This is a genomic window from Bacillus sp. LNXM12-1 (assembly GCF_003004375.1).
In the GTDB taxonomy this organism is placed as follows: domain Bacteria; phylum Bacillota; class Bacilli; order Bacillales; family Bacillaceae; genus Bacillus.
The window spans coordinates 39,882-55,619 of sequence record NZ_PVWX01000007.1 but is presented as its reverse complement, the minus strand read 5'-3'; the positions used below and the strand labels follow the sequence as shown (position 1 = coordinate 55,619).

15 protein-coding genes, 1 rRNA gene and 1 pseudogene are annotated in these 15,738 nt (G+C 42.1%); all 17 read right to left on the bottom strand.

All coding sequences use genetic code 11. The features are described 5' to 3' along the window. Window positions 1–130, bottom strand: a 16S ribosomal RNA gene (locus tag C6Y07_RS18635); the annotation flags it as partial. Between the two features lie 342 nt (window positions 131–472). Continuing rightward, entirely contained in the window at window positions 473–1,972 is a 1,500-nt protein-coding gene (gene lysS / locus C6Y07_RS18630; RefSeq protein WP_106071960.1) for a lysine--tRNA ligase, read from the bottom strand. 90 nt (window positions 1,973–2,062) lie between these two features. Continuing rightward, window positions 2,063–3,064, bottom strand: coding sequence for a tRNA dihydrouridine synthase DusB (gene dusB, locus C6Y07_RS18625; RefSeq protein WP_066031443.1), 1,002 nt, complete (start codon window positions 3,062–3,064; stop codon window positions 2,063–2,065). Continuing rightward, the gene (locus C6Y07_RS18620) at window positions 3,057–3,290 is read right to left on the bottom strand and encodes a helix-turn-helix domain-containing protein (protein ID WP_034665770.1); all 234 of its coding nucleotides are present in this window, start codon (window positions 3,288–3,290) and stop codon (window positions 3,057–3,059) included. The genes dusB and C6Y07_RS18620 overlap by 8 nt, the downstream gene beginning before the upstream one ends. After that, window positions 3,242–3,745 carry a 2-amino-4-hydroxy-6-hydroxymethyldihydropteridine diphosphokinase gene (gene folK, locus C6Y07_RS18615; protein WP_066031444.1) on the bottom strand — a complete coding sequence of 168 codons (504 nt, stop codon included), beginning with the start codon at window positions 3,743–3,745 and terminating at the stop codon, window positions 3,242–3,244. The genes C6Y07_RS18620 and folK overlap by 49 nt, the downstream gene beginning before the upstream one ends. Beyond that, window positions 3,742–4,104 carry a dihydroneopterin aldolase gene (gene folB, locus C6Y07_RS18610; RefSeq protein ID WP_034665765.1) on the bottom strand — a complete coding sequence of 121 codons (363 nt, stop codon included), beginning with the start codon at window positions 4,102–4,104 and terminating at the stop codon, window positions 3,742–3,744. Before folB ends, folK begins: the two co-directional genes overlap by 4 nt. Then, on the bottom strand, window positions 4,097–4,954 hold the full coding sequence (gene folP / locus C6Y07_RS18605; protein WP_060595370.1) for a dihydropteroate synthase: 858 nt from the start codon (window positions 4,952–4,954) through the stop codon (window positions 4,097–4,099). The genes folB and folP overlap by 8 nt, the downstream gene beginning before the upstream one ends. Before the next feature lie 9 nt (window positions 4,955–4,963). Next, the gene (pabC, locus tag C6Y07_RS18600; protein WP_066031445.1) at window positions 4,964–5,812 is read right to left on the bottom strand and encodes an aminodeoxychorismate lyase; all 849 of its coding nucleotides are present in this window, start codon (window positions 5,810–5,812) and stop codon (window positions 4,964–4,966) included. Next, window positions 5,809–6,402: an aminodeoxychorismate/anthranilate synthase component II gene (gene pabA / locus C6Y07_RS18595; protein ID WP_060595368.1), complete on the bottom strand. Its 594-nt coding sequence runs from the start codon at window positions 6,400–6,402 to the stop codon at window positions 5,809–5,811. Before pabA ends, pabC begins: the two co-directional genes overlap by 4 nt. A gap of 13 nt (window positions 6,403–6,415) precedes the next feature. Continuing rightward, the gene (pabB, locus tag C6Y07_RS18590) at window positions 6,416–7,834 is read right to left on the bottom strand and encodes an aminodeoxychorismate synthase, component I (RefSeq protein ID WP_066031446.1); all 1,419 of its coding nucleotides are present in this window, start codon (window positions 7,832–7,834) and stop codon (window positions 6,416–6,418) included. A 124-nt stretch (window positions 7,835–7,958) separates the two neighbouring features. After that, window positions 7,959–8,882 carry a cysteine synthase A gene (gene cysK, locus C6Y07_RS18585; RefSeq protein ID WP_012008673.1) on the bottom strand — a complete coding sequence of 308 codons (924 nt, stop codon included), beginning with the start codon at window positions 8,880–8,882 and terminating at the stop codon, window positions 7,959–7,961. Between the two features lie 77 nt (window positions 8,883–8,959). Then, complete coding sequence (locus C6Y07_RS18580; protein WP_034665753.1) at window positions 8,960–9,868, bottom strand: peptidyl-prolyl cis-trans isomerase; 909 nt, start codon at window positions 9,866–9,868, stop codon at window positions 8,960–8,962. Window positions 9,869–9,914: 46 nt separating this feature from the next. After that, window positions 9,915–10,790, bottom strand: a complete 876-nt coding sequence (gene hslO / locus C6Y07_RS18575; protein WP_060595365.1) for an Hsp33 family molecular chaperone HslO — start codon at window positions 10,788–10,790, stop codon at window positions 9,915–9,917. A gap of 15 nt (window positions 10,791–10,805) precedes the next feature. Continuing rightward, window positions 10,806–11,582, bottom strand: coding sequence for a type III pantothenate kinase (locus tag C6Y07_RS18570; protein WP_060595364.1), 777 nt, complete (start codon window positions 11,580–11,582; stop codon window positions 10,806–10,808). A 162-nt stretch (window positions 11,583–11,744) separates the two neighbouring features. Then, window positions 11,745–13,646 (bottom strand): ATP-dependent zinc metalloprotease FtsH, encoded by a 1,902-nt coding sequence (gene ftsH, locus C6Y07_RS18565; RefSeq protein WP_060595363.1) that lies wholly within the window; start codon window positions 13,644–13,646, stop codon window positions 11,745–11,747. Window positions 13,647–13,741: 95 nt separating this feature from the next. Next, the gene (gene hpt / locus C6Y07_RS18560; protein WP_003217950.1) at window positions 13,742–14,281 is read right to left on the bottom strand and encodes a hypoxanthine phosphoribosyltransferase; all 540 of its coding nucleotides are present in this window, start codon (window positions 14,279–14,281) and stop codon (window positions 13,742–13,744) included. Then, window positions 14,278–15,700, bottom strand: a pseudogene (tilS, locus tag C6Y07_RS18555) (tRNA lysidine(34) synthetase TilS). The gene hpt and the pseudogene tilS overlap by 4 nt, the downstream one beginning before the upstream one ends. Window positions 15,701–15,738 lie beyond the last annotated feature (38 nt).

The window sequence follows — 15,738 nt, the reverse complement described above, 5'->3', positions numbered from 1 at the left end:
AGGTTACCCACGTGTTACTCACCCGTCCGCCGCTAACATCCGGGAGCAAGCTCCCTTCTGTCCGCTCGACTTGCATGTATTAGGCACGCCGCCAGCGTTCGTCCTGAGCCAGGATCAAACTCTCCGAAAAAGTACAAAACCGAAGTTTTGTTTTTCGTCAGCGTTTGACTGACTACCTATGATGTTTCATAGGATTTTTTTATAAAAACTCGAATTAACAGGTACGTTTTGTCTTGTTTAGTTTTCAAAGATCATTTTCATTATCGCTCGTAAGCGACTTTAATATCTTAACATTTCGTATCGGTTAAAGTCAAGAATTTTTTCAATTTCTTTTTTAACCTCGTTGCTGTTTTGCGGCAACGAATAATAATATACCATCTTGATTCTTTCCTTGCAATAGTTTTTTTAAAAAAAGTTTCATTTTATGAAAAATAAAAAGCGCCATAGTTAAAATGGCGCTTTGATTGATGTATTAACGGTTTCTCATTTGTGGGAAAAGCAGTACATCTCTGATTGATGGAGAATTTGTTAATAGCATGATTAACCGGTCGATACCGATTCCTAGTCCGCCTGTTGGAGGCATACCATATTCTAATGCTTCAACAAAATCGTCATCCATTAGATGCGCTTCGTCATTCCCTTCTTCACGTTCTTTTAATTGAGCTTCGAATCGTTCTCTTTGATCGATTGGATCGTTTAGCTCTGTGAATGCATTAGCATGCTCGCGGCGTACGATAAATAGTTCAAAGCGATCAGTAAAGCGAGGGTCTTCAGGATTTTTCTTAGCTAATGGAGAAATCTCCACTGGGTGTCCGTAAATAAATGTAGGCTGAACCAATGTTTCTTCAACTTTTTGCTCGAAGAACTCATTGATGATATGACCTACTGTCATGTTTTTCGTGATTTCAATTCCGTGATCAGCGGCATGCTGCTTCGCTTCTTCTACAGACATCTCCTGCCAAAAGTCCACACCAGTTGCTTCTTTGACCGCTTCAACCATATGGAGTCTCTTCCATTCAGGCTTGAGATCAATTTCATCTTCTCCATATTGAATAGTGGTTGTTCCTAGTACCTCTTCGGCAATATGAGCAATCAGGTTTTCAGTTAGGTTCATGATGTCTTTGTAATCTGCGTAAGCTTCGTACAGCTCGATCATAGTGAATTCTGGGTTATGACGAGTTGATACACCTTCGTTACGGAATACACGGCCAATCTCGTATACTTTCTCTAGGCCACCGACAATCAGGCGTTTTAAGTGCAGTTCAATCGCAATACGCATATAAAGCGGCATATCCAGTGCATTGTGATGAGTAATGAAAGGACGTGCTGATGCACCACCAGGGATGCTGTGCATTGTTGGTGTTTCAACTTCTAGGTACCCTTTAGAATCTAAGTATCTTCTCATGGATTGAATAATCTTGCTTCGCATGATGAACGTCTGCTTACTTTCTGGATTTACAATCAGGTCAAGGTAGCGCTGACGATAACGTTGTTCAACATCTTTGAGTCCATGATATTTATCAGGAAGCGGGCGAAGTGCTTTTGTGAGAACCTCAAAGCTAGTCGCTTTAATTGAAAGTTCTCCAACGTTCGTTTTAAATACCATTCCTGTTACACCGATGATATCGCCTAGGTCTGAGCTTTTGAATAACTCGTAAGCTTCTTCTCCTACACTATCTTTACGAACGTATATTTGAATTTGTCCTTCTAAGTCTTGTATATGCGCAAAGCCAGCTTTCCCTTTTCCTCGCTTTGTCATCATACGTCCAGCGATTGTCACTTGGGTAGACTTTTCTTCTAAGTCTTCTTTAGAAAACTCATCATATTCAGCGATAATTTGTGCGGATTGATGAGAGCGGTCATATCGTTCGCCGAATGGATCGATACCCTCTTCTCTCATTTTATTCATTTTGTCACGTCTGACCTGGAATTGGTCATTTAATTCTTCGTTATTAAGCCCTTCATTACTCATTTATATCACTCCAATAATGTATTTTGCAGAGAAAAGCAGAAAAACTGCCAGTACATGCACTAGCAGTGAGCTACAAAAAGAAAGATAGTCTTATCCTACTTTTATACTTTGAAGCTCTTTTGCCTCGGCTTCGATCGTAAAGTCATCAAGAACTTGTACTAGCTCCGCTCTCGTTTCACTTTGATTGATTTGATTTCTTACGTCCGCATTGCCTCGGACACCTTTTAAGTACCATGCTGCGTGCTTTCTCATTTCTCTGACAGCCACGTGTTCGCCTTTTAGGTCAATGAGTCTGTCTAAGTGAAGTTTGCACACTGACATCTTCTCACGTACATTTGGCTCTTCTTTTAGTTCACCCGTTTCTAAATAATGAACCGTTCGATAGATCATCCACGGGTTTCCTAGTGCGGCTCTTCCGATCATGACAGCATCTACACCTGTTTCATCAAGCATACGTTTTGCATCTTGAGGGGTTTTGACATCTCCATTGCCGATGACAGGGATGGAAACAGATTGTTTGACCTCTTTTATAATATCCCAATTCGCTGTTCCTTCGTACATCTGCACACGTGTACGTCCGTGAAGCGCAACCGCTTGTCCACCTGCTCGTTCAACAGCACGGGCATTGTCGATAGCGAAGATATGATCTTCGTCCCAGCCCATTCTCATTTTCACCGTAACAGGTTTATCTACAGCATCTACAACAGCAGAGACCATTTCATAAATCTTGTTTGGATCAAGCAGCCATTTCGCTCCTGCATCACATTTCGTAATCTTCGGTACAGGACAGCCCATGTTGATATCAATAATGTCTGCTGTTGTGTTCTGGTCTACAAACTTTGCCGCTTCGACGAGTGTGTCTTTTTCACCTCCAAATATCTGAAGGCTCAAAGGCTTTTCACGTTCATCAATGTATAGCATACCCATTGTTCTTGCATTGTTGATCAGGATCGCTTTGTCACTGACCATTTCAGCGCAGACTAAACCCGCTCCAAACTCTTTAACTGTCAGTCTGAAGGCAGAGTTGCACACACCAGCCATAGGCGCGAGCACCACTTTGTTATTAATGTCGATATCTCCGATTTTAAACATCATTTCCCCTCCTTCCTTCTTCAAGAATTGGCGAAAGTTCTTCCACCGTTATATTTAAAGCATCTGCTATTTGACCAACCAATTGGTTTGTTGGTAATCGATTGCCTCGCTCAATTTCTCCTAAGACAGAGACAGAGATGCCTAGTCTTTTCGCGAACCCTTCCTGAGTATACCCTTTTAGCTTTCGGTATGCACGAATTCTTCTACCCCACATGTCTTTTTCCATATGCTTACACCTTCTTGGTCTGTTACGGCATTTATTTGTACTTCGCCGATTCCTGGGCAAATCTCACTCATCGGAACAAGAACGAATAAACGTTCGTACATTCTAGGATGTGGTACTACAAGCTGTTCTGTTTCAATATTTTCACGATTATAAAGTAAAATGTCAAGGTCAGCCGTTCGCGGTCCCCATCTCACTTCTCTTGTTCTGCCTAACTCTTGCTCGATTTTCTGAGTAAGCACCAGTAGTTCATTTGGACGAAGCGAAGTGGAAATTTTCACAGCCATATTTAAAAAGTCATCTTGGTTTTCGTAACCTACAGGTGTTGTTTCATATATAGAGGAGATCAATTCTACTTGAACCTCTGGATGTTCGTGCAGTTTTTTGACAGCTTCTTTTAAATAGGTTTCCTTTTTACCTATGTTCGAACCTAAAGCGATGTATGCGGTATTGTTCATGTGCGTGATCTCGTCATTTCAATTGCAACGGACTGATAGTGTCCTGGAATTGGCGGATCTGGTTTGATTACCTTTACTGTACATTCCTGAACTGTCGGAAAGTCCTTTAACACTTGGTTCGCAATTCTTTCTGTCAGTGTTTCAACGAGGTTGACTGATTCACCTTCTACAATGCTTTTGCAGATTTGGTAGAGCTCTGCATAATTAATGGTCTCATTGAGGTCATCAGTTTGTCCGGCTTTACTTAAATCAAGTGAAGCTGTTAAATCCACACGGAACCGCTGTCCTAATTTATTTTCTTCTGCAAATACGCCATGATAGCCGTAAAATTCCATTCCATTTACATATACTTTATCGATGATAAGCGCCTCCCTTATTCAACATGGCATCCATCATTTTTGCCATTCTTGCGATTTCTTTTACATCATGTACACGAACCATCGCACTGCCTTTTTGAATCCCAAGGCAGACCGTGGCTCCCGTTCCTTCAGTACGTTCTTCCGGCGGCAGGTCTAAGACAGCTCCGATGAATCGCTTTCGAGATGTAGCTAAGAGCAGTGGATACCCAAGGTGACAAAAATGTTCGAGCTCATTCATGACCATGAGATTGTCCTCTTTATTTTTCGCAAATCCTACACCTGGGTCTAATATGATCATGTCATCACGGACACCCGCTTGTTTTGCAATTTGAACACTTTCTTTCAAATCTGCGATCATATCTGAAATCAGATGTGTGTAGTTTCGCTCTGGCCGATTGTGCATTAAAATAATCGGCACATTGTGCTTCGCTGCCACATGCGCCATTTGAGGATCTGCCTTCGCTCCCCATACATCATTAATGATGGAAGCTCCAGCTTTCACCGCTTCATCTGCAACATGGGCTTTATACGTATCAATGGAAATCGGTACATCCAATTGTTTTGTGATCTTTTCAATGACGGGAATGACTCTTGAAAGCTCCTCTTGTTCTGAGACAAATGCCGCTCCTGGGCGAGTCGATTCTCCGCCTATATCAATGATATGTGCCCCGTCCTCTATCAGCTGGGCTGCATGAGCCAGCGCTTTATCCACTTGATTAAACTTTCCTCCATCTGAAAAAGAGTCAGGTGTGACATTTAAAATGCCCATGACCAATGTCTTTTCTTCATAACTAAGGGTGTGGTGCTTGGCTTGTATGATTTTAGGCTGTTTTATCACTTGTTGTGTCATTGTGTCCACCTACTCTTTATAATCTAGACGTTCTTTTGTATATTGTGTTCTCAATTTTGTTGAGAAGATCCGGCTGTTTTGAGGAAAGGAGATTTCCCCTATACTTCTGAAAGGCACAATCCCTTGAACAGAATTGGTCATCCATGCCTCATCAGCTGATAGCAAATGGGAGACTGTATATCGCCCTACTTTTAGTGAAGCCTCCATCGCTTGGAGTGTTTCGATACAATATCGACGAGTGACTCCATTTAAAATGCCTGTATCAAGTGACGGTGTATAAATCACATCGCCTTTTCGCCAAAATACATTGGAAGTAATTCCTTCTGCCACATCATTTTCTTTTGTTAAAAAGATACCTTCTAATTTCGGATCATTTCCCACTTCTCTTTTAGCCAGCAGGTTGTTCATATAATGGTGAGACTTAAGGCGCCTCGGACCTTCCGGCGTATTTCTCCTCGTTTGAAGAATGACTCCCTGTTTCTCATCTAAAACAGATTCGGGCCGGAATGGAGAGATCATGACAAACACGACAGGCTCTTCATAAGGATCTGCAGAAAATCCATTGCCCCTGCCCGCAGAAACATTGAAGCGAATTCTCGCGTGTCCACCGGCTATTTCGTTTTTATTTAGTAAGGTATGAATAATGTCGAGTACAAATGGTTTCTCTATTGTGGATTCGATGCAAAGGTCACGCAATGATTGATTGAGCCTTTCAAGGTGCCAATCTAACAGAAAGACTTGTCCTGCCAGGCTGGTAAATGTTTCGAATACACCGATGCCATATAGAAAACCATGATCAAAAGGAGAAAGAGTCGCGTCTTTCTCCTCTATATACTGACCGTTCAGATAAATGATCATGCGTTTACTTCATGCCCCTTTTTACGATAGGTTTCAATGAAATTTTTAAGCATTTCTTTTCCGAAGGACGTCATAATCGATTCAGGATGAAACTGTACACTTTCAATCGGCAGCTCTTTATGGCGAATGGCCATGAGCTCACCTTCCTTTGTGCTGGCTGTTGCGTCAAAACACTCCGGCAGCGTCTCGTTTTTGACAATTAATGAATGATATCTCGTTGCGACAAGCGGATTTTGGAGTCCAGTGAAGACACCTTTTCCGTCATGAGCAATCTCTGACGTTTTACCATGCATTAAGCGTTCTGCACGAATGACATCCCCGCCAAAAACTTGCGCGATGGATTGATGACCTAGACACACACCGAAGATCGGAATACTTCCCGCAAAGTGCTTGATCGCCTCCATACTAATTCCCGCTTCATCTGGACTGCATGGCCCCGGGGAAATCATGAGAAAATCCGGCTTGAGTTCTTCGATTTCTTGAATGGTTACTTGATCATTCCGTTTCACGATCAATTCTTCTCCAAGCTCACCTAAATACTGGACCAAGTTGTACGTAAATGAATCATAATTATCAATCATTAATATCATGCTCTGCTCACCTCTAACTCAAAATAGTCTCTTCTTTGCTCAACTGTAATGCTTTTTTCACTGCATAGGCTTTTTTAATCGATTCTTTGTATTCGTGCTTTGGTACAGAATCGATGACGATCCCAGCACCCGACTGCATAAAGGCTTTGCCTTCAGTACAGTACGCCGTACGAATGACGATGTTAAAGTGCATATCTTGATTGAATCCAAACCAGCCTATAGATCCAGTATAAAGCCCACGCCTTGTCGGCTCAAGCTCTTCTATGATTTCCATTGTTCTCACCTTTGGAGCACCTGTAATTGTTCCGCCTGGGAATACAGCTCTCATGACATCTACTGCATCACAATCATCACGCAGTTCCCCTTGTACGTTGGATACAATGTGCATCACGTGTGAATATTTCTCAATCGCCATAAATTCGTTCACTTTTACTGAGCCATAAGTAGACACGCGTCCAAGGTCATTCCGCTCAAGATCCACGAGCATCACATGCTCTGCGCGTTCTTTTTCATTTTCAATGAGCTCTTTTGCCAGCGCTTGATCCTCAGCGTCGTCTTTGCCTCTTGATCTTGTACCCGCAATCGGTCTTGTTTCTAATTGATTCCCCTTTTTCTTAATAAGCAGCTCTGGAGATCCACAAACAATCTGGAAATCAGGCGTGTGCAGATAAGACATATACGGAGATGGATTGACTTGACGTAACGTTTTGTATAAATCATACGGATGTGTGTGGAGCTGTTCATCTTGTCTGATGGATAAATTCACTTGGAACACATCACCGCTTGCGATATATTGTTTAATTTTCTCTACTGCTTCTCCAAAGGTTTCTTCGGTAAACGGTGCTGCTGGTACAAATTCTGCAGAAGATTCATGAACAGGAGATTGCGCTGATTCTTCTGAAGAGCTTGTCCACTTTCGCTTCAAATCTTCGAGTCTTTGATGAGTGTCACTCACAGGTTCCGTTCCTTCTGTGTGAGTGATCAGCCACAGCACGTTTTCTTCATGATCAAAGACCGCAACATCATTAAATACGAGAAAATAAAGATCAGGTGTTTTCAGGTCATCAATGGACAGCATTTTAAAATGCTCGATATATCTTGCATAATCATAGCTTAAAAATCCAATCGCCCCGCCTTGAAAATCAGGATATTCCTCATTCATTTCGGTTTGAAGGGTTTGGAACCAATCCGTAAACGCTCTGAATGGATCGCCTTCTTTGAACAGCACCTCATCTTGATAATGGATGGTTGTCATCCCGTCTTTCCCCTTCGCTTTAGCAACCGGGTCAATGCCAGCAATGCTGTATGAACCGCCGCGAGCACTTTCAAGAAGAACATGGTGTGTTTCGCCAGCAGTTAATTGTTCGTATCTTTTCAGGAAAGCATCTTTCGTAAAAGGAATTTGGATGCCCATCGGCCTGCGTTGTGTCATGTTATCATCCTTTTTCATTTTCATTAATCTTATTGTAATGCAATCCAATTTATTTAGAAAATAGTATTTGCTTTCCATCTACAGATTTCATAAAAAAACCCCAGCAAATGCTGGGGTAATTGGTTTAATCGAATTGATAAAGAGGTGTACTGAGATAACGCTCCCCATTACTTGGGATGATAGCCAGAACCTTTTTCCCTTTACCAAGCTTCTTCGCTGTTTGAAGTGCTGCGTAAATAGCTGCTCCAGAAGAAATACCGCCAAGGATCCCTTCCTCTTTCGCTGCTTTTCTTGCAAGCTCAAATGCATCTTCGTTTTTCACTTGGATAATACCGTCATATACTTCCGTGTTCAAGATTGAAGGGATAAAACCTGCTCCTATCCCTTGGATTTTATGCGGACCTGGCTTTCCGCCTGATAATACAGGAGAATCTGTCGGCTCTACCGCATAAAGCTGAATCGATGGGATGGCTTCTTTTAGGACTTCACCAGCACCCGTAATCGTGCCGCCCGTACCAACACCTGCAATAAATGCATCAAGCTCGCCGTCAAACTGTTCAAGAATTTCTTTTCCTGTAGTACGACGGTGAATCTCCGCATTGGCTTCGTTGCTAAATTGCTGAGGCATGAAGTAACCATGCTCTTCTGCCAATTCTTCTGCCTTTTTAATGGCACCTTTCATTCCTTCTGCACCTGGTGTTAATACAAGCTCTGCACCATAAGCGCGTAAAAGGTTGCGGCGCTCCTGACTCATTGTGTCTGGCATCACTAGAATTGCGTTAATTCCTTTAGCTGCCGCTACCATCGCAAGACCGATCCCTGTGTTTCCGCTTGTTGGTTCGATGAGCGTGTCGCCGGCTTTTAAAGTACCTTTCGCTTCAGCATCTTCGATCATCGCTAACGCAATACGATCTTTTACACTGCTGCCCGGGTTCATATATTCAAGTTTCAAGTAGACATCCGCACTGTCTTCATCTACTAAACGGTTTAATTTAACGACTGGTGTATTTCCTATTAGTTCAAAAACTGAATTTGCAATACGAGCCATCACTAACACCTCTATCTCCGAGTAATTTTATTGTATTAATATTAAATTATCAATTTCAAAAAATTTTGTCAATGCTTTTAGTCCTGCTCGCCATCGTAAAACCATGTGACTTTTGCTTCTTTCCACAGGGTTTTGACATTCGCCTTTTCACCTAGGTCTTCCATGGCAATCTGCCTTTTGATCTGATCTTTGACTTCTTCATAAGAGAAGGAGCGGCCATCTAATTTTTCTTTTAGTTGAATAATGGCATACCCGTTCTTGGTCTCGATCGGTTCTTTTGTCCATTCGTCTGGCTGAAGCTTTTGAGCTTCCTGTATGTATAGGGCTGGTATACTTTCTTGTTCTTCTGTCACAAACCCAAGATCTCCGCCATATGGAGAGGTGTAGCGGTCAATGGAGCGTTCAGCTGCCACCGCTTCGAAGCTAGATCCGCCTTTCAGATCCTTCAATACATTTTCAGCTTCGCCTTTTGTCTTCACGACGATATGACGAATACGGTATGAATCATCATATTGATATAAGTCCTTGTTTTTTTCATAAAAGGATTTCGCTTCTTTTTCAGAAACGACAGCATCTCTCGTTAAAAGCTGCTCTAATAAAATTTGATAACGAATCTGTTCTTTCCATTCCTTTTCACTCGTATGTCCATCTTCGTAGAAATTATTAGATACCGCTTTAAGCATGAGCAATTCACGATTGATCTCTTTTGAAGACACCTCAAGCTTGTTTTCTTTCGCAAGCTGATTGACCACCTTCTGATTAATCATTTGCTCAAGTGTTGCCTTGCCATAGCGGTCTTCCATCTTCTTTAACCATTCTTGACGCGTCACCTTCTCTTTTCCAATCGACGCAATTTCTTCACCGCTCTTCCCATTTGAAGAAGCCTGTGACATTTGCGACTTTGTTAATACATATGCAATGACAACGGCATTGATCATAAGCAACACGAGGATAAATGTCCATACCACTCTTGCTTTTAGTCTCATTTTTCGTCTCCTTTCCATTCTAAAAAGAAAACCCGCTGCTTAGAGCTTAGCGGGTTATTTCTTCACGTAGCTCTTCTAGCTCTTCTTTTGTAAATACATACGTTTCGTTACAAAAATGGCATTGAGCTTCTGCTTGTCCGTCTTGTTCAATCATGTCGTCAATTTCGGCTTTCCCTAGGCTGATAATGCCATTAGCAAAACGTTCTTTTGAGCAGTTACAAGAGAATTCGACAGGTACAGTTTCTAAAATTTGAGGTTTTTCTCCGAGTACTTCTTCTAAAATTTCTTCTGGTGTCATCCCTTTTTCAATGAGTTTAGAAATAGGTTCAATGGTTGAGAGCCGCTTTTCTAGTCTTTCGATGACAGCATCTTCTGTTCCAGGCAGCAATTGAATGATGAAACCGCCTGCTGCAAGGATCGAGTTATCTGGATTGACCAGAACCCCTACGCCTACAGAGGAAGGCACTTGCTCAGAAGAGACAAGATAATAAGTGAAGTCATCTCCAATTTCACCTGAGACGATCTCCGTTTGTCCTGTAAAGTGATCTTTCAGTCCGATATCTTTGACAACACTCAACGTTCCAGATGTCCCAACTGCACGTCTGACATCCAGCTTGCCATGTTCATTTAAGTCAAAGTGGACTTGTGGGTTTGAGACATATCCGCGCACCTGACCTTTTGCGTTTCCATCAGCAATGATGGCACCGATTGGTCCACCGCCTTCAATTTTGACCGTTAGCTTATTTTCGCCTTTCAGCATAGCACCCATCATGACTGTAGCTGTCATTGTTCTGCCAATCGCTGCTGATGCTGTTGGCCATGTATGGTGCCTTCTTTGTGCTTCGTTGATTGTATCTGTTGTGTTTGCAGCATATGCTCGGACTTTTCCGTCATATGCTAACGCTTTAACTAAGTGATCCATTCGATTTTAAACCTCCTATAGTACACCGACACGATTACGTTCATAAATAAGTTGAAGTCCTTTTAATGTTAAGAACGGATCGACAATATCAATGCAGTCTGATTCATTTCCAATCAATGTTGACAAACCGCCTGTTGCAATGACTTTCGGTGTTTGTTTCGCTTGCTGCTTCATCCGTTTCACTATTCCCTCGACTTGCCCAACATATCCATAAAGGATGCCGGATTGCATCGCACTAATGGTGTTTTTTCCAACAATGTGATCTGGACGGACAATTTCAATTCTCGGCAGCTTCGCCGCTCTTGTATATAAAGCCTCTGTTGAGATGGTAATACCAGGTGCAATTGCCCCACCCATGTATTGTTTTTGTTCATTGATATAGCAGTAGGTTGTCGCTGTGCCAAAGTCTACCACAATGAGAGGTGCCCCATATAGGTGAATCGCCGCTACTGCATTCACAATTCGATCAGCCCCGACTTCCTTTGGATTGTCACACATAATGTTTAATCCAGTCTTCATTCCAGGCCCTACAATTTGGGGTGTTAAGTGAAAGTACTTCTCGCACATTCTTTCTAGTGCAAACATCATTGGCGGGACAACAGACGAGATGATAATTCCTTCTATTTGATCAAACATCAGCCCCACATAATCAAATAAAGACCTGATGGCCATACCAAATTCGTCTTCTGTTTTATGACGGCTTGTTTCAATTCGCCAATGGTAGTTTAGATCGCCGTTATGATAAACACCTAAAACGGTATTTGTGTTTCCTACATCTATCACGAGTAACAACTTCATCACCACTTTGAATAGTTTCTCAAAAAGAGCATTTTTCGACTTTCTATCATACCATACACGAATTGAGTTCCATTTGTAAACAATTCGAAACCGATCCATTTAGGAATCGAAATAAAAAAAGCTGCCGGTGATCCCGGCAGCTTTCACAGAAGGAGATTAGATCTCCTCATCTTCTTTTTTCTTGATGTTCACTTTCACATCATCGTTTTTCTCTTCGTCATCTGCGTATACACGCTCTGGAAGCTTTCCAGTTTCGTAAAGAGATTTAATTTGCTCAGCATCTAATGTTTCAACTTCTAAAAGGGCCTGTGCGATGATTTCTAGCTTATCTTTGTTCTCAGTGAGAATTTGTTTCGCACGTTCGTAGCTGTCCTTGATGAAACGCTGAATTTCTTGGTCAATCTCGTAAGCAATGGCTTCACTATAATTCGGCTCGTTGTTAAAATCACGGCCTAGGAACACTTGACCACCTTGTGCTTGACCGAACTGAAGTGGACCAAGCTTATCAGACATACCGAACTCAGTAACCATTTTTCTTGCAATGCCTGTTGCACGCTGGAAGTCGTTGTGAGCGCCTGTGCTTACTTCACCAAACGTAATTTCCTCTGCAACACGACCGCCGAGCAAGCCGACAATTTTATCAAGAAGCTCTGGCTTCGTTTGGAAATAACGGTCTTCTCTTGGAAGCATGACCGCATATCCGCCTGCCTGACCACGAGGAACGATCGTTACTTTATGCACCATGTCCGCTTCGTCTAGGATAAGTCCAATCACAGTATGACCTGCTTCATGGTAAGCCACGATATTACGTTCTTTCTTCGAAATGACGCGGCTTTTCTTCGCCGGTCCAGCGATGACACGGTCAGTCGCTTCGTCGATATCACGCATATCGATTTTCTTTTTGTTATGACGGGCAGCAACAAGTGCTGCTTCGTTTAGTAAGTTCTCAAGATCTGCTCCAGAGAACCCAGGTGTTCTGCTTGCAATGGCTTTCAAGTTCACTGTATCATCAAGCGGTTTGTTTTTCGCATGAACCTTCAGTACTTCTTCACGGCCAATGACATCTGGTCGGTCAACCGTAATTTGACGGTCAAAACGTCCCGGACGCAGCAATGCAGGATCTAGGATATCTGCACGGTTCGTCGCAGCAATGATAATAATACCTTCGTTCGCACTAAAACCATCCATTTCAACAAGAAGCTGGTTAAGCGTTTGTTCACGCTCGTCATGACCACCGCCAAGACCGGCTCCACGCTGACGACCCACTGCATCAATCTCATCAATAAAGATTAAGCAAGGTGCATTCTTTTTCGCATTTTCGAATAAATCACGTACACGTGATGCACCGACACCGACGAACATCTCGACGAAGTCAGAACCACTGATGCTGAAGAAAGGAACGCCTGCTTCTCCTGCAGATGCTCTCGCAAGCAATGTTTTACCTGTACCTGGAGGTCCTACTAGTAAAACCCCTTTAGGTATTCTTGCGCCAAGCTCCGCAAATTTACGTGGGTCCTTTAGGAATTCAACCACTTCTACAAGCTCTTGCTTTTCTTCATCTGCACCGGCAACATCTTTAAATTTCACACGTTTCTTCTCTTCTGTGTAAAGCTTCGCCTTACTCTTACCAAAGTTCATAACACGGCTTCCACCGCCCTGAGCTTGGTTCAATAAGAAGAAGAACAGGATAAAGATGATGATAAACGGAATGATGGTGGTCAGAACTTGCAGCCATCCATTTGTTTCAGGTGCTGGTTCTACTTTTACATCTGTATTCTTCAGTGCACTGTAAATCTGGTCAACACCTTGACCATCTGGAACATGGGTAATGAAGTATTGATCTTTCTTCGCGCCATCTAATTGACCACGAATTTCATAAACCCCTCTTACAGGCTGAATGGAGATACTCTCCACTTTTCCCGCACTTAAATTTTGCGAAAATTTGCTGTAAGACATGTTCTCAGGCTTTTGATTAGGGGATCCTAACCAACTGACTACCCCTATCACAAGTAATAAAATAAGTATATAAAAAATCGTATTACGAAAAACCCGATTCATTCCTTACCTCCTCCCACAGTAAGCACAACTATGTTCAATAGTATCATAGAAAATCATTCCAATACAACCAATAACCTCATGTATACGTATGCTGATTAGCCTTCGTAAACAGATGGTTTTAACACTCCAATATACGGGAGGTTTCGGTAACGTTCAGCGAAATCCAATCCATAGCCGACAACAAATGCATCTGGCACTTCAAATCCAACATAATCTGCTTTGATGTCTGCTTTACGACCGCTTGGTTTATCAAGCAATGTCACAATTTTTATGGAATTTGCTTTACGGTATCGGAAAAGCTCTACCAGATAGCTCAAAGTTAACCCACTGTCGATGATATCTTCCATAATTAAAATATCTCTTCCTTCAACAGAAGTATCAAGATCCTTAATGATCTTTACTTCTCCTGAAGATACGGTAGATTTTCCGTAGCTAGATACATCCATAAAATCAAGTTCTAAATATGTATCAATGTGTTTGATCAGGTCTGCCATGAATGGAAGAGCCCCTTTCAAAACACCAATAGCCAGGGGAAATTTACCATCATAATCGCTGGTTAATGTTGCACCCAGTTCCTTCACTTTTTGCTGGATCTCTTCTTCTGAGATCAAAACCTTTTCAATATCTTGTTTCATGCTTTTGCTTGCCCCCTACAAATTTTCATGCTGTCTATATTGTAATACAATGAGATCGCTGTTTGTCATATCAATTTCTTCAAAAACGGATTTTTTCAGACCTGGGATCCAGATGATTTGATGATCCGAGTCAGTGACGATCGGCCAGCTGTCTCTTTCTGCAAGAGGCACTTTTTTATCAATAAATATATCCTTCACCTTTTTTGATCCATTCATCCCTTTAAGTTTGATTCGATCACCATTTTTTCGTGAGCGAATGATCAAAGGGAGACGAACATGATCTTTTTGAAGCAAGAAAAAATGGTTTCCGTTCCGTGCATCCTTCGGAACATGATTTGATACCACGATAGACTGCCCATTCGGAAGGAAAAGCTCCTCTCCAAGCTCACCCTTTAAGTGAAGAGCATAAGACTGGTCTAGTACAAGCGATCGTTCAAAGGTAAACATACAGTAATCATAAGACTTGACAGCTTGTAAACCTTTTGGCAAATCTAATGATCCAGACGGTTGTTCGGTATGAGATAACCAGTCCAAAGTCCCTAGAATATGCTGGTTTGAAAACGCTGATTGAGTGTTTTCATAAAGATAGTTTAATATTAGTTGAATGCCTCTTCTTTGTAAAGGCAAAGGCAGGTCAAGCAAAGGCTTCGTTTTGATCTTAATTTGCTTAGGCGATTGATTCGTTATCACTTGGTTCATTTGTTCCTTTGTTAATGCCTGCAAGTATTGCTCATCCTCAGTCAGCATGTCACTTACAAACTGAAAGCTTTCATGTACATGAGGTGCCTCTTCTTTTAACACGGGAAGAATGTGTCTTCTTATCCGGTTTCTCAAGTAGTCATCAGTGTGATTGCTTTGATCAATGACATAGGGAATATGTTCTTTTTCACAAGCGGTCAGCACGTCGTCCTTGGAATATCCAATGAGCGGCCGAATCAGCCATCCATCTTGAAAAGGACGTTTTGCTTGGATACCGGCGAGTCCTATTCCAACAGTCCCTCTCGCAAGCCTCATCATCATTGTTTCTACTTGGTCGTCTCCATGATGTGCAAGCGCTATAAATTGAGCGTTGTATTGCTCCATCAATTGACGAAAGAAAGCATATCTGCACTCCCTTGCAGCTGCCTGTTTGTTTAAGTGGTTTTCTTTTGCATATTGGGTGACCTGTATGCGGGCCGATTCAAAAGGAATCTCTTGCTCCTTGCAGTAAGCCTCAACAAATGCCAAATCAGCAAAGGATTCTTCTCCTCTGAACATGTGATCTACATGGGCTGCAATCAGCTGATAGGAACCTTTTCGACGCTTGTTTAGTTCGTGCAGTAAGAGCATGGAATCTGGTCCGCCAGAAACCCCGACAATGACTGTCGTATTTTCAAGGTAAACATCATGTTTTTTCAAAAATGATTCAATTCTATTCACAACTTCCTCCTCACAAAGAGCAGGTAATTTAAAGATAT